The 16,040-nt window shown below is 72.9% G+C and carries 14 protein-coding genes; 5 read left to right on the forward strand and 9 right to left on the reverse strand.

Annotated features, from left to right (window positions below; genetic code table 11):
• Nucleotides 1–236: 236 nt before the first annotated feature.
• From ACFYYH_RS29380 to ACFYYH_RS29390, 3 genes are all read right to left on the reverse strand, one after another.
• On the reverse strand, nucleotides 237–1,040 hold the full coding sequence (locus ACFYYH_RS29380; protein WP_388557201.1) for an ABC transporter ATP-binding protein: 804 nt from the start codon (nucleotides 1,038–1,040) through the stop codon (nucleotides 237–239).
• A 20-nt stretch (nucleotides 1,041–1,060) separates the two neighbouring features.
• Entirely contained in the window at nucleotides 1,061–2,125 is a 1,065-nt protein-coding gene (locus ACFYYH_RS29385) for a FecCD family ABC transporter permease (RefSeq protein ID WP_388557489.1), read from the reverse strand.
• Between the two features lie 107 nt (nucleotides 2,126–2,232).
• Nucleotides 2,233–3,267, reverse strand: a complete 1,035-nt coding sequence (locus ACFYYH_RS29390; RefSeq protein WP_388557204.1) for a FecCD family ABC transporter permease — start codon at nucleotides 3,265–3,267, stop codon at nucleotides 2,233–2,235.
• Nucleotides 3,268–3,440: 173 nt separating this feature from the next.
• Here ACFYYH_RS29390 and ACFYYH_RS29395 point away from each other — a divergent pair, with 173 nt between their 5' ends.
• Nucleotides 3,441–4,094 (forward strand): HAD family hydrolase, encoded by a 654-nt coding sequence (locus ACFYYH_RS29395; protein ID WP_388557207.1) that lies wholly within the window; start codon nucleotides 3,441–3,443, stop codon nucleotides 4,092–4,094.
• 97 nt (nucleotides 4,095–4,191) lie between these two features.
• On the opposite strand, the gene ACFYYH_RS29400 is transcribed toward ACFYYH_RS29395, so the two are convergent.
• The gene (locus ACFYYH_RS29400; protein WP_388557210.1) at nucleotides 4,192–4,461 is read right to left on the reverse strand and encodes a hypothetical protein; all 270 of its coding nucleotides are present in this window, start codon (nucleotides 4,459–4,461) and stop codon (nucleotides 4,192–4,194) included.
• A 176-nt stretch (nucleotides 4,462–4,637) separates the two neighbouring features.
• Here ACFYYH_RS29400 and ACFYYH_RS29405 point away from each other — a divergent pair, with 176 nt between their 5' ends.
• Nucleotides 4,638–5,021, forward strand: coding sequence for a cold-shock protein (locus ACFYYH_RS29405; RefSeq protein ID WP_046507938.1), 384 nt, complete (start codon nucleotides 4,638–4,640; stop codon nucleotides 5,019–5,021).
• A gap of 117 nt (nucleotides 5,022–5,138) precedes the next feature.
• Here the strand turns inward: ACFYYH_RS29405 and ACFYYH_RS29410 are convergent, their stop codons facing one another.
• The 4 genes from ACFYYH_RS29410 to ACFYYH_RS29425 all read right to left on the reverse strand — a co-directional run bounded on the left by ACFYYH_RS29410 (nucleotide 5,139) and on the right by ACFYYH_RS29425 (nucleotide 8,826).
• Complete coding sequence (locus tag ACFYYH_RS29410) at nucleotides 5,139–5,987, reverse strand: 1,4-dihydroxy-6-naphthoate synthase (RefSeq protein WP_388557213.1); 849 nt, start codon at nucleotides 5,985–5,987, stop codon at nucleotides 5,139–5,141.
• Complete coding sequence (locus ACFYYH_RS29415) at nucleotides 5,984–6,733, reverse strand: futalosine hydrolase (RefSeq protein WP_388557216.1); 750 nt, start codon at nucleotides 6,731–6,733, stop codon at nucleotides 5,984–5,986. Before ACFYYH_RS29415 ends, ACFYYH_RS29410 begins: the two co-directional genes overlap by 4 nt.
• Nucleotides 6,734–6,760: 27 nt before the next feature.
• A complete protein-coding gene (locus tag ACFYYH_RS29420; protein WP_388557218.1) occupies nucleotides 6,761–7,240 on the reverse strand; it encodes a DUF2771 domain-containing protein in 480 nt (159 codons plus the stop codon).
• 188 nt (nucleotides 7,241–7,428) lie between these two features.
• Complete coding sequence (locus tag ACFYYH_RS29425; protein ID WP_388557221.1) at nucleotides 7,429–8,826, reverse strand: MFS transporter; 1,398 nt, start codon at nucleotides 8,824–8,826, stop codon at nucleotides 7,429–7,431.
• Nucleotides 8,827–9,694: 868 nt separating this feature from the next.
• Here ACFYYH_RS29425 and ACFYYH_RS29430 point away from each other — a divergent pair.
• The gene (locus tag ACFYYH_RS29430) at nucleotides 9,695–10,660 is read left to right on the forward strand and encodes a DUF3027 domain-containing protein (RefSeq protein ID WP_388557222.1); all 966 of its coding nucleotides are present in this window, start codon (nucleotides 9,695–9,697) and stop codon (nucleotides 10,658–10,660) included.
• Between the two features lie 125 nt (nucleotides 10,661–10,785).
• Here ACFYYH_RS29430 and ACFYYH_RS29435 read toward each other — a convergent pair whose 3' ends face one another.
• Complete coding sequence (locus tag ACFYYH_RS29435) at nucleotides 10,786–11,187, reverse strand: hypothetical protein (RefSeq protein WP_388557224.1); 402 nt, start codon at nucleotides 11,185–11,187, stop codon at nucleotides 10,786–10,788.
• 502 nt (nucleotides 11,188–11,689) lie between these two features.
• On the opposite strand from ACFYYH_RS29435, the gene ACFYYH_RS29440 reads away from it, so the two are divergent.
• A complete protein-coding gene (locus tag ACFYYH_RS29440) occupies nucleotides 11,690–14,944 on the forward strand; it encodes a sacsin N-terminal ATP-binding-like domain-containing protein (RefSeq protein ID WP_388557226.1) in 3,255 nt (1,084 codons plus the stop codon).
• A 190-nt stretch (nucleotides 14,945–15,134) separates the two neighbouring features.
• A complete protein-coding gene (locus ACFYYH_RS29445; protein ID WP_388557228.1) occupies nucleotides 15,135–16,004 on the forward strand; it encodes a DUF5707 domain-containing protein in 870 nt (289 codons plus the stop codon).
• Nucleotides 16,005–16,040 lie beyond the last annotated feature (36 nt).

The following is a 16,040-nucleotide window of genomic DNA, read 5'->3' on the forward strand; positions in this document are numbered from 1 at the left end:
AGGTGTGAGGTGTGTTCTGCGCGCCGCGCGCCTCCGCTGGGGCCCCTTTCCCCCCCCCCCGGGCGCCGCGAAACTCAGAGCCAGAGGGGCGGCCCCCCACCCGACACCGAACCATCCGGCCCACCCCGAACCCCTCAGCCCTGACCCGCAGATGGCGATCCACCCCAGCCACGCGACCAACCGCCCCCCTACGCCCCGCCCCCCTACGCCCCGCCCCCCTACGCCCCCGTCCCCGCCTACGCCCCCGCCGCGTCCGGTTGGAACGGCGCTCCCGGGATCACCAGGGGCGAGCCCGTCACCGGGTCCGGGATCACGACGGCGGAGAGCCCGAAGACCTCCCGTACCAGATCGGCCGTCACCACGTCCCCGGGGCGGCCCTCCGCGACGATACGGCCCGACTTCATCGCGACGAGATGGTCGGCGTAACGGGCCGCCTGGTTGAGATCGTGCAGGACGATCACGACCGTACGCCCCTGCTCATGGTTGAGACGGCGCACCAGGTCGAGGACCTCCACCTGGTGCGCGATGTCCAGGAAGGTCGTCGGTTCGTCCAGCAGCAGCAGATCGGTCTCCTGGGCCAGGGCCATCGCGATCCACACGCGCTGGCGCTGGCCGCCCGAGAGTTCGTCCACCGGCCGGTCGGCGAGCGCGGTCACCGCCGTACGCTCCATCGCCTCCGTCACCGCGCGCTCGTCCTCGTCCGACCACTGCTGCCACCAGTGCTGGTGCGGCTGGCGTCCGCGCGAGACCAGGTCCGCGACCGTGATCGCCTCCGGCGCCACCGGGGACTGCGGCAGCAGACCGATCGACCGGGCGATGCGCCGCGTCGGGATCTTCGCCAGCTCCTCGCCGTCCAGCAGCACCGAACCGCCCCGGGGTCTCAGCAGCCGCCCCAGCGCGCGCAGCGTCGTCGACTTGCCGCAGGCGTTCGGGCCGACGATCACGGTCACCCGCCCGTCGGGGACGGCCAGTTCCAGCTCGTGCACGACCGTGCGGTCCTCGTACGCGAGCGTCAGCCCGCGGGCCGTCAGCCTGCTCATGCCCTGCCTCCTGCTCCTGCTCATGCCCTGCCCCCCGCTCCTGCTCCCGCGCCTGCTCCCGCAGTACGGCTCCTGACGATCAGCCAGATCAGATACGGCGCGCCCACCGCCGCCGTCAGCACGCCCACCGGCAGCTCGGTCGGCGCCAGCAGCTTGCGGGCCAGCAGATCGGCGAGTACGACGATCACCGCGCCCATCAGCGCCGAACACAGCAGCGGGATCTGCGCGGTACGGGTCATGCGCCGGGCGATCTGCGGGGCCAGCAGCGCCACGAAGTCCACCGGGCCCGCCGCTCCCGTGGCGACCGACGCCAGCACCACACCGAGCAGCACCAGACCCAGCCGTACGCGTCCGAGCCGTACGCCCAGGGCGGTGGCCGTGTCGTCGTCCATCGACACCGTGCGCTGCGCGTACGCCGCCCACAGCACCGCCGGCAGCAGCACCAGCAGCACTCCGCCGAGCGGCGTGGCCTCGTCCCAGCCCCGGCCGTTGAGCGAGCCCGTCATCCACACCTGCGCCTGCTGGGCGACCAGATAGTCGCCCTTGGTCAGGAAGAGCGTGGTGACGGAGCGCAGCGCGATCGCGAAGCCGATCCCGATCAGCACGAACCGGGTCGCGTGCAGTCCGCCGCGCCAGGCGAACAGGTAGACCAGCGCCGCCGCCAGGATCCCGCCGGCGACGGAGAGATACGGCAGCACGGTGAACGAGGTGACACCGAAGGTCATCGCGCCGACCGTGAGCGCGCTCGCGCCCTGGCTGATACCGATGATGTCGGGACTGGCCAGCGGATTGCGGGCGACGGTCTGGATCAGCGCGCCCGCGATCCCGAACGCGAGCCCCACGTACAGCCCGGCCACCATGCGTGGCAGCCGCAGGGTGCCGACGACCAGTTCGTCCGACGACGGCCGCCCGAGCAGCACCTTCACCACCTCGGAGGGCGGTACGACGGTCTCACCGACACTCAGATACACCACGCACACGGCCGCCAGCGCGACGGCGAGCGCGCCGGCCACCGCCGCCGCGCGCCGGTGCAGCAGGAACGAGCCGCGTCCGATCCGCAGCCGGGTGTACCCCGTCGGCCGCATTCCGTCGCCACGGCCGGAGGTGCCGCCGGACGTGCTGCCGGAGGTGCCGCCGGGCCCGGGGGCCCTCGTCTCTTTCGACTTCTTCGTCTTCCTCGACGCGGCGGTCGTCATGCCGGCACCGCCTTCCTGCGGACGAGAGCGACGAGGAACGGCACCCCGATGAGCGCGGTCATCACACCGGCGGGAACCTCGCTCGGCGGGAAGACGATCCGGCCGATCACATCGGAGACCAGCAGCATCACGGGCCCGATCAGCGCGGCCATCGGAAGCACCCAGCGGTGGTCGGTGCCGACGACGGCGCGGGCGATATGCGGAACGGCGAGGCCCACGAAGGCGATCGGTCCCGCCGCCGCGACCCCCACACCGGTGAGTACGGTCGCGCCGAGGCCGCCCAGCACCCGTACGGCCGCCACGTTCTGGCCCAGCCCCTTCGCCACGTCCTCGCCGAGCGCCAGCGCGTCGAGACCGCGTGCCACGGAGACCACCAGCACGGTACCGATCAGCAGGAACGGCCAGACCTGGCCCGCCACTTCGGCGTCCCGGCCCGCGATCGAACCGACCTGCCAGAAGCGGAACTCGTCCAGCGCCGCCGCGTCGGTGGTCAGCACCCCCGTCGTCACCGAGACGAGCAGCGCGTTGATCGCGGCGCCACCCAGGGCGAGTTTGACGGGGGTCGCGCCGCCGCGTCCGCTGGAGGCGACCGCGTACACCGCCACCGAGGCGAGACCCGCGCCCGCGAACGCGTACCAGACATAACCGTTGAGCGTGTGCACCCCGGCGAAGGCGATGGCCAGCACGACACCGACGGAGGCGCCCTGGCTGATGCCGAGGATGCCGGGGTCGGCGATCGGATTGCGGGTGATGCCCTGGAGGACGGTGCCGGCGAGGGCGAGCGAGGCCCCGACCATCAGCCCGATCAGGGTGCGCGGCACGCGCAGTTGGCGGATGACCTCGGCGTCGTCGCCGCGCCCTCCGTGGAGCAGCGCGTCGAGGACCGCGGAGGGCGGGACGGCACGGGCGCCGACGGCGAGGCTCAGCAGGACCGCGAGCAGCACGGCCACGACGGCTGCCGCCGTCCAGCCGATACGGCGGGTCACCAGGGCACGTCGGGTGCTGGGGATCGGCGGGGCGGCGGCTGACATCGGGACCAATCGGAACGGGTGCGACAGGCGGGCGGGACAGGCGGGCGGGACAGGGGACGGCCCCGGCGGGGCACGGCACGGCCCGGCGGAGTCTGGTGAGGCTTGCCTAAGTCTAAGCGTCCGTATCAAGCCACTGTCCTGGGGCCGATCCAGGCCGGGGCCTCCTGGGCACAATGGATGCCATGGCTTCCTCCACGGCTCGGCCCGCGCCCACGGTCGGCTTCGACCTCGATATGACCCTCATCGACTCCCGCCCCGGTATTCGCGCCGTCTACCTGGCACTTTCCGCCGAGACCGGGGTGCCGATCGACGCCGATCTCGCGATCACCCGGCTCGGGCCGCCGCTGGAGCAGGAGCTGGCGCACTGGTTCCCCGAGGACCGGATCGAGGCGATGGGCGACCGTTACCGGGAGATCTATCCCACATTCGCGATCGCTCCGACACCCGCGATGCCCGGGGCCCGGGAGGCCGTCGCGGCCGTACAGGCGCGGGGCGGCCGGGCGATCGTCGTCACCGCCAAGCACGAGCCGAACGCCAAGCTGCATCTGAGCCACCTCGGTATCGAGCCGGACGAGGTGGTCGGCTGGCTGTGGGCGGAGGCCAAGGCCGAGGCGCTGCGTGAGCACGGTGCGACGGTGTACGTGGGCGACCACATCGGCGATGTGCGGGGAGCGCGTACGGCGCGGGCGCTCTCCGTCGCCGTACCGACTGGCCCGTGCGGCGCGGACGAACTGCGGGCGGCCGGGGCGGATGTGATCCTGCCGGACCTGACGGCGTTCCCGGCCTGGCTGGAGAGCTACACGCCCCTGGTGCCGGACCGGGCCTAGAACCGGCCGGAACCGAGGCCCGGTCAGGGGCGAAGTACCGGCCAGATACCGGCCAGGGCCCAGGAGACCGCGCCGGGCCCAGGAGACCGCGCCGGGTCTAGGAGACCGCGTCGGCCCGCGACCGGGCGTGGCGGCGCTGGGCCGCGATCGACCGCAGCACCCCCGCGCCCGCGATCAGGAAGCCCACCCCCATCAGCATGCAGACGGCATAGGCGACGGACGGGAACGGGTCGGTCCCGAGGAACAACGGCGCCACGGTGATCAGTGTCGCGATCGCGCCGACGATGAAAACGATCGCGCCGATACGGACCAGCCCGTCGCCGGGTCCGGCCTCGTCCGTGGTCCGGGGGGAAGGAGTAGCAGTCACGCCACCAGGGTAGTTCCCACCGGACAGCAGCGGACAGGAACCATCCGGCGACGTCTTGTCACCAGCCCCTGGACCATTAGCCTTGGGGGTGGCGGGTCGGTGGACCCGCTGTAGTGCTATCCAGAGCCGTTTTTGTGCGCGCCAGCGCCCCAACGAGTACGAGGACGAGGACAGACGTGCCTACCGGCAAGGTCAAGTGGTTCAACAGCGAGAAGGGCTTCGGCTTTCTCTCCCGCGACGACGGCGGCGACGTCTTCGTGCACTCGTCGGTCCTCCCTGCCGGAGTCGACGCACTCAAGCCAGGCCAGCGCGTGGAGTTCGGTGTCGTCGCGGGACAGCGCGGCGACCAGGCGCTTTCGGTGACGGTCCTCGACCCGACGCCCTCGGTCGCGGCGGCCCAGCGCCGCAAGCCCGACGAACTGGCCTCGATCGTCCAGGATCTGACGACCCTGCTGGAGAACATCACACCGATGCTGGAGCGTGGCCGCTACCCCGACAAGGTCCATGGCGCGAAGATCGCGGGCCTGCTGCGGGCGGTCGCGGACCAGTTGGACGTGTGAGGGACAACGCGTAAGGGACACCGGCCGGCGGGCCGTGCGGTGTGACAGCGCCGCGTGCCGTGTGCCGTGTGATGTCCGGCGCGCGGGACCACCGCGGATCCCCGATCCCGGATCGGGTCAGACGAAACGCAACGCGTCCCGGCCGAGGGGCGGTACCAGTCCCTCGGCCGCGGCGCGGGTGAGCAGCCCGCGGACCGCCGCGTAACCGTCGTCGCCCAGGTTCGCGGTGAACTCGTTGACGTACAGCCCGATGTGCTGGTCCGCCACCGCCGGGTCCATCTCCTGGGAGTGCGCCAGGACATACGGGCGTGAGGTCTCCGGGTCGTCCCAGGCCATCCGGACCGACCTGCGCACCGACTCGGCCAGGAGCTGGAGCGTCTCGGTGCCCAGCGAGCGCTTCGCGATGATGGCTCCCAGCGGGATCGGCAGGCCCGTCGTGGACTCCCAGTGCTCGCCCATGTCGGCGAGGCAGTGCAGACCGTAGTCCTGATAGGTGAAACGTGCCTCGTGGATGACGAGTCCGGCGTCCACCTTGCCGTCGCGCACCGCCGGCATGATCTCGTGGAACGGCAGGACGACCACCTCGCCCACCCCGCCCGGCACGACCTCCGCCGCCCACAGCCGGAAGAGCAGATAGGCCGTGGAGCGCTCGCTCGGTACGGCGATGGTCCTGCCGGTCAGATCCGTGCCCGGCTCCCGGGTCAGCACGAGCGGACCGCAGCCCCGCCCCAGCGCGCCGCCGCACGGCAGCAGTGTGTACTCGTCCAGGACCCAGGGCAGCACGGCGTACGAGACCTTGAGCACGTCCAACTCGCCGCGCTCCGCCATCCCGTTGGTGATGTCGATGTCCGCGAAGGTGACATCGAGGTCCGGGGCGCCGGTCACCCGGCCATGGGCCCAGGCCTCGAAGACGAAGGTGTCGTTCGGGCAGGGGGAGTAGGCGATCCGCAGCGGCGTCACGGTCATGACGGCTCCTCGAAGACGGGGGTGAGCAGCGTGAACGCGTACCGCAGCGCTTCCAGGGCCCGGCCGATCTCCCAGGAGGAGCGGTCGCGCGGTCCCACGGCGTTGGAGACCGCGCGGATCTCGACGCACGGTACGGAGTGGACGGCGGCGGCCTCCGCGACCCCGAAGCCCTCCATGGCCTCGGCCGCGGCGAGCGGATGGCGTGCGGTCAGCTCGGCCGTACGGGCCGCCGTGCCGGTCGTGGTGGAGACGGTCAGGACCGGTGCGAGGACGGTGCCGCCCGGAGCGGTGTCCAGCACCTTGGCCAGACGGGCCGTCAGCTCGGCGGGGGGCCGGTGGACGCTGCGGCCGAAGCCCAGTTCGTCGACGGGCAGATAGCCGTCGGGCGTCTCTGCACCGAGGTCGGCCGCGACGATCGTGTCCGCCACGACGAGCGAACCCACCGGGGCGCGATGGCGGAACCCGCCGCCGATACCGGCCGAGATGACGAGATGGTACGGAGGGTCGTACGGGGAGGCCGCCAGCGCCGTCGCCGTGGCCACGGCCGCCGCCGTCGGTCCGACCCCGCTGGCCAGCACGTCCACCACCGGTATCTGCACGGATCCGGGGCGGGGCGTGTACTGGGCGTGGCCCGCGATCGCGTAGCCGCCGGTCAGTTCACGGACACCGCTGCCGGCGAACCGGTCGAGTCCCGCGGCGACGGAGTCCGCCTCCGCCGACACCGCCGTTACGACAAGTACACGCATGGCGGGGCCCTCCAGGGCGCGGTGGGGTCAGGACGTCTTCTTGAACTCGAACTGCCAGATGCCGGTCAGTTCCTTGCCGCTGGTCTCCACGATGCTGACCTGGGTGGAGTTCGTGGGTTCGCCGGTCTGGCTGGAGAAGAACGCGCTGCCGGGGATCGTACGGTACGTCTTCTTGTACGGCTCCTGCTCGGCCTGCTGACCGTCGATGAAGAGCGTCCAGCCGTGCTCGGCGATCGCCGGGTCGACACCGAAGTGGACCTGGTCGTCCATGGCGACCTCGACGGTCGTCTCCGCCTTCTTGTTGAGGCAGGACTGGATCTCGGTCTGCTTGATCGCCCCGCCGTCGTTGTAGCAGGCGGCCTCGGTGTTCACCGAGTCGCCGCCGACCGTCACGGTCGCGAGCGGCGTCGGCTTGTCACAGGCGGCGAGGACGAGGAGTCCGGCGGACACAGCACCGAGGGCGACGCCGGCCCTGCGGGCCCTACCAGAGAAGAACGCAACGGTCATGGGGCGAAGGCTATCGGTCGTACCGGCGCGGGCGGCGCGGGGGTGCGGCGAGCCGCGTGGTCGCACGGGCGGGCACGCGCACGCGGGCAGGGCGGGCAGGGGCTCGCGCCGGGCGGGTGCGGGCGGGGCGGGCACGCGCGGGCCGGGCGGGTGCGGGCGGGGCGGACACGGGCGCGGGCCGGGCGGGGTCATGCCACGCGGGGGTGCGGGGTGCCGCGTCGGGCGACGGTCAGCAGCCCCCGCGCGGCGGCGAGCGCCCCGACCCCGATGATGGCGGCGGCGACGGACATGCCCAGCACCCCGTTGAGCGGCAGCGCGATCCCGATGGCGCCGCCCACCACCCAGGACATCTGGAGCAGCGTCTCGGAGCGCGCGAAGGCCGAGGTCCTCACCTGCTCGGGGACGTCCCGCTGGATCACCGCGTCCAGGGACAGCTTCGACAGCGCCTGGCAGAGACCCGCGACCGCGCAGAGCAGCGCCATCAGCGGACCGCCGAAGAACAGCGCCGCGAGGACCGCCGTGGTGAGGGCGATGCCCAGCATCGTGGCGATGATCAGCTCGGGGCCGCGCGCCTTGAGCCAGGCCCCGACCGCGGTGCCCAGGGCGTTGCCCGCCCCGGCCGCGACGCCCACGATCCCCAGGGAGACGGCCGCGCTCTGGCCCGGGAGGGGATGCTCGCGCAGCAGGAAGGCGAGGAAGAAGATCAGAAAGCCGGAGAGCGCGCGATGGGACGCGTTCGCCTGGAGACCGTGCAGGACCGAGGGGCCGACCGTACGGAGACTGGGCCGCTTCTCACCGTGCTTGACCAGCCGGGCCTTGCGCTCGCCCTTCGCCGAGTCCACCTTGTGCGGCAGCGAGAACGCCAGGAACGTTCCGCCGAGGAAGACCAGACATGCGCCGTAGAGCGGCCAGCGGGGGCCGATCTGGTGCAGCCCCGCGCCGATCGGGGCGGCGACCCCGGTGGCGAGCAGTCCGGCGAGGGTGACCCGGGAGTTGGCCCGTACCAGCGAGAAACCCGGGGGCAGCAGCCGGGGCACGACCGCGCTGCGGATCACCCCGTACGCCTTCGACGCGACGAGCACCCCGAGCGCCGCCGGATACAGCTCCAGACTGCCGGTGATGACGGCGGCCGACATGAGGATCGCGAGCGCGGCCCGGGTGAACATGGCGCAGGCCATGGCGGCGCGGCGGCCGTGCGGAAGACGGTCGAGGAGCGGGCCGATCACCGGGGCGAGCAGGGTGAAGGGCGCCATGGTGATGGCGAGATAGAGCGCGACGCGGCCCCGGGCCTCGTCGGTGGGGACGGAGAAGAAGACGGTCGAGGCGAGCGCGACGGTGATCATCACATCGCCCGCGCCGTTCACCGCGTGCAGCTCGATCAGCTTGCCGAGCCCGGACTCACCGGCGCCGTGCGCGTGTGTGGCCTTGCGGATGATCTTGGCGGTGCCGGTGAGCGGCAGGCGTACGGCACGACCGATGGCCCGCCCGGTCCTGCGGAGCGGGCCGGCTGCGTCGTCGGACGACCTCGCGGCTGCCACCCCGTCATAGTGCCCCAAGGGTCCCTGGTGCGAACCGATCCCGGGCATGACGGGGCCGTGACGGTGCCATGAAGGACGAGCCGGGGCGCGGTCACCGACGGGTGGGGCGGCGTTCACCGGCGGACGCACCGGCGAGGGCACGGCGAGGGCACGGCGAGGGCACGGCGAGGGCACGGCGAGGGCACGGCGAGGGCACGGCGGACGCACCGGCGAGGGCACGGCGGGCGCCACCGGCGCGGGCACGGCGGCCGCACCCCAGGGGTTCACCGGTGAACGCCGGGGAGTATCCGCTCTCCGGCGGAGGGGCGGGATCAGGTCATCGGCGCCCCGGTGCCCATGGGGTACGGAGAGACTTCCGAGGCTCACGTGAGGGACATGTCCGGATGTCCGTTCGGGCATATCGGGGGCCGGCCTCACCGCGGCGGGACCGGTCCGCAGGGCCCGGCGGGACGTCCTTCCGGTGGCTGCCCGGGGGGCGCCCGACGGCGGTCCGCCTCCCCTCCGCGGTCCGCCGGGCCGCCGCGTGGCCGGTCGCGTGGCCGGTCGCGGGGCCGGTGCGGGAGCGGTTCCGGGGTGCTTGCGGCCGGTACCGGGCCGGTTCCCGGCGGCTCCTGGACGGAGGACGGACGGGGCCCCGCAGGGTCACGGGCTTGTTGCGGTGTTGCCCGAAGTACGGGAAAGGCGGCGTGCAGGTGGGCGGGGGGCGGCGGAGGGGGTAGCGTGCGTAGCGCGCCACCGGCGGTTGTTCTCGGCCGCGCGCCTCTTCGGCATCCCGCAGAATGGATGACGGTAGGTGTGCCCGAGGAGAGGTCGGGCGTGGACGTCGATGCGGCCCTCTGGTCCGCTCCGCCCACGGCTCGTACATCGCGAATCGGCCGGCGCACCCGTGATACGGCGTAGGAGAGAAGCGAGACCTGTGAGTGCTGCGACGACGCGAAGCCGTACCCCTGACCGCCTGTGCGTCGAGGCGGTAGACCTCGCCAGGGAGGCCGCCGAGGAGGCGGCCGCGCCCGGCGTCGTCGGGGAGCATGTCTCGGCGGTGGCGGAGGGGGACCGGGTCGTCACCCACTTCTTCGAGTGCAAGGAGCCGGGGTACCGGGGCTGGCGCTGGGCGGTGACGGTCGCGCGGGCCTCCCGCGCCAAGGTCGTCACGCTGGACGAAACGGTGCTGCTGCCGGGTCCCGACGCCCTGCTGGCCCCGGAGTGGGTGCCCTGGAGCGAGCGGCTCAGGCCCGGCGACATGGGCCCCGGAGATCTGCTGCCCACGGAGGCGGAGGATCTGCGGCTGGAGCCCGGCTACTCCGGCGAGGACGCGCCCCCGCCGAACTCGGTGCTGGCCCCGGACGCGGTCACCCCGCAGAACCTCGCGGACCTCGTGGAGGCCGAGGACGCGGAGCCGGCGGAGGATCTGAGCGCCGGTCCCGACGAGGGCGCGGCGGGCACCTCGCCCGTACCCGCGCGGGGAACGATCGCCTCGGTCGCCGAGGAACTGGGCATGCGCCGGGCACGGGTGCTGTCGCGGTACGGGCTGCATGTGGCGGCCGACCGCTGGGACGAGGCGTTCGGCGCGAAGACCCCCATGGCCCAGGCGGCGCCCGCGCCCTGTGTCTCCTGCGGCTTCCTGCTGCCCCTGGCGGGCTCGCTGCGGCAGGCCTTCGGCGTCTGCGCGAACGAGTTCTCCCCGGCGGACGGCCATGTCGTCTCCCTGGCGTACGGCTGCGGCGGCCACTCGGAGGCGGCCGTGATGCCCAAGCCGCTGCGTCCGGCGCCGCCGGTGCTGGATTCGATGGCCACCGACAGCTTCCCGCTGCGGCCGTCCCCGGACAGCGGCTCGGTGCCGACGGAGCCCGAGGACGAGACGGAAGACCTGGGCCACTCGTAGGACCTCGTAGGACCTCGTAGGACAAGGCCCGGCCCGCTCGCAGGAGAAGGAATACCGATTCGCCCCACCGGATTGATTCCGGCGGGGCGAATGGTCAAACACCCGTGAATGACGTCGCGGTGAAATCAGCTCCCGTATCCACCACCTCGCAATGCGCGGTAGCCGCCCGGACAGGTGAGCGTGACGCGCTTGGCCCCGGCCAGCGGGCCGACCACGTACCGATAACCGTTCGAGCAGTCGACGTACACGTAGTAGCGGTTTCCGGAACAGGAGAGGGCGAACGTGGAACCCGAGAAATACGGGTCCCAGCAGCCCAGTGAGACCTCCTGAGGGGGCACCTCTCTCCCGTGCCCGGACACCGCGGCCGCGGTGCCGCTCGTCGTCCGGCCCGTGGCGAGATCCGCGGCCGAGTATCCCGCCACGCTGGGGGCGTCGGCGGAGTGGGCCGTGGGTGCCATCCCCCTGCCCACCCCGAGGGCGAGCATCGCGCCGGCCGCGATCACGCCCAGAGGCCTGAGAATCTTCATCTCATTCCTTTCCTCGCCCCCATTCGCCCGGCGCCATCGCCGGTTCAATGGCCGGGGCGAAATCGAGCATCCCGGGGTCGGGATATCGGATCAAGACGGCCGCCCTCACGGTCGGTGATCGCCGGTGAATTCCCGTTTCCTCCGGTGCGTTGCCGTCCTTCGGAAGAGTCGTTTCATCTCCGCTCATCTCCGCGTCTCACCCGAATACGAGGTTCACCCGATCAGGTGGCGAATTCTCGTCAATACGGTTCTGGGTGGGAATAGCCGGGGAGCGTGCCGGCGTGCGCCGTGATCGGCCACCGCCGGAGCGGAGCTGATGTCAGGCCGGAGCGGAGCTGACGTCCGGCCGGAGCGGAGCTGACGTCCGGCCTCGGTCCGGGCCCGTGCTCGGGTGCGGCCCCCCGCCGGACGGTGACCCCGCACCCGTTCACGGGGGTGTACGCGGTACCTTCGGCCGCACGGGGATGGCGGGCCGCAGTCGGAAACAGAGTGGAGTCACAGCGTGAGCGTCAGGACGACCGAGGGGGCCGACCCGTTCGGAACGGCGCGGCTGCGGCGGGGGGTGCTCGACGCGTGGGGGGCCAGCCCCGCGCGGTTCCGGGAGGACGCCAACGCCGAGGAGGATCTCGCGCTCGGCGGCTACCGCGACCGGCTCGTGGTCGAGCTGGCCCAGAACGCGGCCGACGCCGCCGCCCGTGCCGGGGTGGCGGGACGGTTCCGGCTGACCCTGCGGCCCGGGACCGCCGAGAGCCCCGCCGTGCTGGTGGCCGCCAACACCGGTGCGCCCCTCGACGCCGCCGGTGTCGAGTCGCTCAGCACCCTGCGCGCCTCCGCCAAGCGCGAGGGGCACGAGGCCGCCGTCGGACGGTTCGGTGTCGGATTCGCCGCCGTGCTCGCCGTCAGCGACGAGCCGGCCGTCATCGGACGGCACGGCGGTGTGCGCTGGTCGCTGTCCGAGGCCCGTGAGCTGGCCGGGCAGGCCGCCGTGGCCAGTCCCGGCCTCGGGGACGAACTGCGCCGCCGTGAAGGCCATGTGCCGCTGCTGCGGCTGCCCCTGCCTGCCGAGGGCACGGCGCCCGAGGGGTACGACACCGTCGTCATCCTGCCGCTGCGCGACGGCGTCGCGGCCGATCTGGTGGAGCGGCTGCTCGCCGGGGTCGACGACGCCCTGCTGCTGACCCTCGGCGGCCTCACCGAGATCGCCGTCGAGACCCCGGACGGGGAGCGGGTGCTGCGCCGCTCGCAGGACGGGCCGTACGTCGCCGTCGAGGACGGCGGGGCCAGGAACCGCTGGCGTGTTGTCGGCCGGCACGGCCCCACCGCGCCCGAACTCCTCGAAGGGCGGCCCCTGGAGGAACGGCTGCGCCCGCACTGGTCGGTCACCTGGGCCGTTCCCGTGGACGACGAGGGCTCTCCGGTCCGGCCCCTCACCGCGCCCGTCGTGCACGCCCCGACCCCCACGGACGAGCCCCTCGGTGTGCCCGCGCTGCTGATCGCCTCGCTGCCGCTGGACACCACCCGGCGGCACCCCGCGCCGGGGCCGCTCACCGACTTCCTCGTGGAGAAGGCGGCCGACGCGTACGCCGAACTGCTCGGCGGCTGGGAGCCCGTCTCCACCGGCACCATCGACCTGGTGCCGGGACCCCTCGGCAAGGGCGAGCTGGACGGCCGGCTGCGGGCCGCGATCCTGGAGCGGCTGCCCCGGGTCGCCTTCCTCGCCCCCGCCGCCCCCGCCACCCCGTCGGACGCGGACGAGGCGCCGGGCGAGGCGCCGCGTCGGGCGCCGGACCGGGCGCTTGACCGCGAGTTGGACCGCGAGTTGGACCGGGCGTTGGATCAGGAGCCGGGTCAGGTGCCGGGCGGTGGGGCGATGGAACGGCCCCTCGCGCTGCGGCCCTTCGAGGCCGAGGTCGTCGAGGGCGCGGGCGCCGACACCGTACGCGTGCTGGCGGAGGTGCTGCCGACCCTCCTGCCCGCCGGGTTCGAACGCCGCACGGAGCTGCGCACACTGGGCGTCGGCCGGCTGCCGCTCGGCGACGCCATCGAGCGGATCGCGGGTGTCGAGCGGCCGGCCGCGTGGTGGTGGCGGCTGTACGAGTCGCTCGCGGGCGTCGACCCCGAGCGGCTGTCCGGACTGCCGGTGCCGCTGGCCGACGGCCGTACGACCATCGGGCCGCGCCAGGTCCTGCTGCCGCTGCCCGACGCCGAGGCCGCCGCCGACCTCGCCCGGCTGGGTCTGAAGGTCGCCCACCCCGAGGCCGCCCACCCCCTGCTGGAGAAGCTGGGCGCCCTGCCCGCCACCCCCCGCGCGGTGCTGACGACCCATCAGGTCCGCGCGGCCGTCGCCGCCTCGCTGGACGCGGGCGAGGTCTGGGACGCGGACCTCGGGGACGCCGCCACCCCGGACGCGGAGGAACTGGCCGAGATCGTGCTCGGTCTCGTACGGGACGCCGGACTGGAGGCGGGCGACGAACCGTGGCTCGGCGCGCTCGCCCTGACCGACGAGGACGGCGAACTGGCGCCCGCCGGTGAACTGGTCCTGCCGGGAAGCCCGTTCGCCGACGTGCTGCGCGAGGGCGAACTCGCCTTCTGCGACGCCGAGCTGGCCGAGCGCTGGGGCGAACAGCCCCTCGCCGCCTGCGGTGTCCTGGCCGGCTTCGCGCTCGTACGCGCCACGGATGTCGTCCTCGACCCGGACGAACTGGAGCCCCGCGACGGGGACTTCGCCGAACCCGACGACGCGGGCCTGCTGGACGCGGTGGACGTCTGGTGCGAGGACGTGCTCGACCGGCTGCCCGAGACGCCCGTACCGCCCGTCGCCACGGAGATCGTGGCCGTGCGGGACCTGGACCTGGTGGACGACGACGCGTGGCCCCGGGCGCTGGCAATGCTGGCACGGCCGCCGCTGCGGGACGCGCTGACCCAGTCCGTGCGGATCCTGCTGCCCGACGGCACGACGGAGACCGTACGGTCGTACACCGCCTGGTGGCTGCGCGACCATCCCGTGCTCGACGGGCGGCGCCCGGCCGGACTGCGCGCCGAGGGCGGCGATCCGCTGCTGGCCGGGCTGTACGACGCGGTGGACGCGACCGGCTTCGACGACGCGCAGGTGCTGCGGGCGCTGGGGGTACGGACCTCGGTCGCGGCGCTGCTCGACGAGCCCGGGGGCGCGGCGGAGCTGCTCGCCCGGCTCGCCGACCCGGACCGTGAGGTCACCCCGCGGCAGTTGCACGCCCTCTACACGGCCCTCGCCGATCTCGACCCGGACCAGGTGACGCTGCCGGACGAGCTGCGCGCCGTCGTGGACGGCGAGGTACGCGTGGTCGACGCGGCGGACGCGGTGATCGCCGACGCCCCCGATCTGCTGCCGCTGTCGGACGGGATGCCCCTGCTGCCGGTGTCACCGGCACGCTTCGCGGAGCTGGCCGAACTGCTCCAGGTGCGGCGGCTGAGCGAGACGCTCACGGCGGAGGTGACCTCCGAAGGGGAGGAGCACACGGTCCCGGAGCCGGTCCGTGTCCTGCTCGGCGCGGGCACGCCCGAGGTGTACGTCGAGCACGAGGAACTCCGCGCGGGCGGTGTCGAGCTGGACTGGCGGCGCACCCCGGACGGAATGGTGCACGCGGCGACGCTGGAGGGGGTGGCGGCGGGCCTCGCCTGGGCGGCGGGCCAGTGGCCGCGGCGCTTCGAGGTCGCGGCGCTGCTGGAGGATCCCTCACGCACGGAGGAGCTGGCACGGGACCGCTGGTTCGACTGACGGCCCTGACGCCACCGTCGGCCCCGACGCTGCTGACGCCACCGACGGGCCTGATGGGGCCGACGGGCCGACGGGATAAACCTCTTCGCGTCGATCTTCGCGAAGACTCCATCTTCGTGTACAACCTTTCACCGGCTCCCGAGTCTCTTCCTTCGGGTCAGCAGACCCGCAGAACAGACTTGGGGAACGTATGCGTATTCGTGCCACCGTGGCCGCTGTCTCCGGGGCCCTGGCCCTGTCCGCCCTCGCCGTACCCGCCTCGCAGGCCGCTCAGGGCCACCGGGACGCTCCCGCGGCCGGGCAGTACGGGTTCTCGGAGCAGGCGCGCACCGACGCGCCGCGGGCCGGGCAGCGCGCGCTGGCGGCCAAGGCCAACACCGCTCCCGTGCTCAACAAGATCGTGGTGAACGGGGGCAAGCCCGTCGTCGTCGGTCTCACGGGTGTCAAGAAGCTGACCGTCGCCATCACCGCGTCGGACGACTCGGGCATCGTGGACGCCTCGACGATCATCTGGATCGGCAGCACCATCGAGGACGAGAACGGCTACGCCTTCTTCCAGAACGAGGACGCCGCCACCTGCAAGGCGGCCAGCGCCACCACCTCGACCTGCACGCTCACCGTGACGGTCGACTCCCGGGAGCTGATCAACACGGACGCCCGGACCTGGAAGGTCGGCGCGATCGCGCTGGCGAAGGACGGCGAGATGGTCCGCAAGGACGCGTACGGCACGACGTCGATCCAGCGGCTGTCGCGGCTCACGGTGAACGCCGCGCCCGAGCCGGTCAAGAAGGGCAAGACGATCACGGTCACCGGCAAGCTGGACCGTGTCAACTGGGACGGGAACAACTACACGGGCTACGCCTCGCAGCCGGTGAAGCTCCAGTTCCGCAAGAAGAACAGCACTGTCTACACCACCGTCAAGACGGTCAAGGGCTCGACCGCCGGCGCGCTGAAGACCACGGTCAAGGCGTCGGTCGACGGCTACTTCCGCTGGAGCTTCGCGGGTACGGCCACCACCGCCCCGATCAACGCGACGGGCGACTTCGTCGACGTGAAGTAGAGCGCGTGAAGTAGGAGGAGCGCGGAGCGGTCAGAA

This window comes from Streptomyces sp. NPDC002018, assembly GCF_042890865.1.
GTDB lineage: Bacteria > Actinomycetota > Actinomycetes > Streptomycetales > Streptomycetaceae > Streptomyces.

Coding starts and splice junctions, on each gene's coding strand:
- ACFYYH_RS29435 (WP_388557224.1), bottom strand. CDS start 11,187: ATGAAGATTCTCAGGCCTCTGGGCGTGATCGCGGCCGGCGCGATGCTC.
- ACFYYH_RS29410 (WP_388557213.1), bottom strand. CDS start 5,987: ATGACCGTGACGCCGCTGCGGATCGCCTACTCCCCCTGCCCGAACGAC.
- ACFYYH_RS29425 (WP_388557221.1), bottom strand. CDS start 8,826: ATGCCCGGGATCGGTTCGCACCAGGGACCCTTGGGGCACTATGACGGG.
- ACFYYH_RS29395 (WP_388557207.1), top strand. CDS start 3,441: ATGGATGCCATGGCTTCCTCCACGGCTCGGCCCGCGCCCACGGTCGGC.
- ACFYYH_RS29445 (WP_388557228.1), top strand. CDS start 15,135: ATGCGTATTCGTGCCACCGTGGCCGCTGTCTCCGGGGCCCTGGCCCTG.
- ACFYYH_RS29420 (WP_388557218.1), bottom strand. CDS start 7,240: ATGACCGTTGCGTTCTTCTCTGGTAGGGCCCGCAGGGCCGGCGTCGCC.
- ACFYYH_RS29380 (WP_388557201.1), bottom strand. CDS start 1,040: ATGAGCAGGCTGACGGCCCGCGGGCTGACGCTCGCGTACGAGGACCGC.
- ACFYYH_RS29390 (WP_388557204.1), bottom strand. CDS start 3,267: ATGTCAGCCGCCGCCCCGCCGATCCCCAGCACCCGACGTGCCCTGGTG.
- ACFYYH_RS29385 (WP_388557489.1), bottom strand. CDS start 2,125: ATGCGGCCGACGGGGTACACCCGGCTGCGGATCGGACGCGGCTCGTTC.
- ACFYYH_RS29415 (WP_388557216.1), bottom strand. CDS start 6,733: ATGCGTGTACTTGTCGTAACGGCGGTGTCGGCGGAGGCGGACTCCGTC.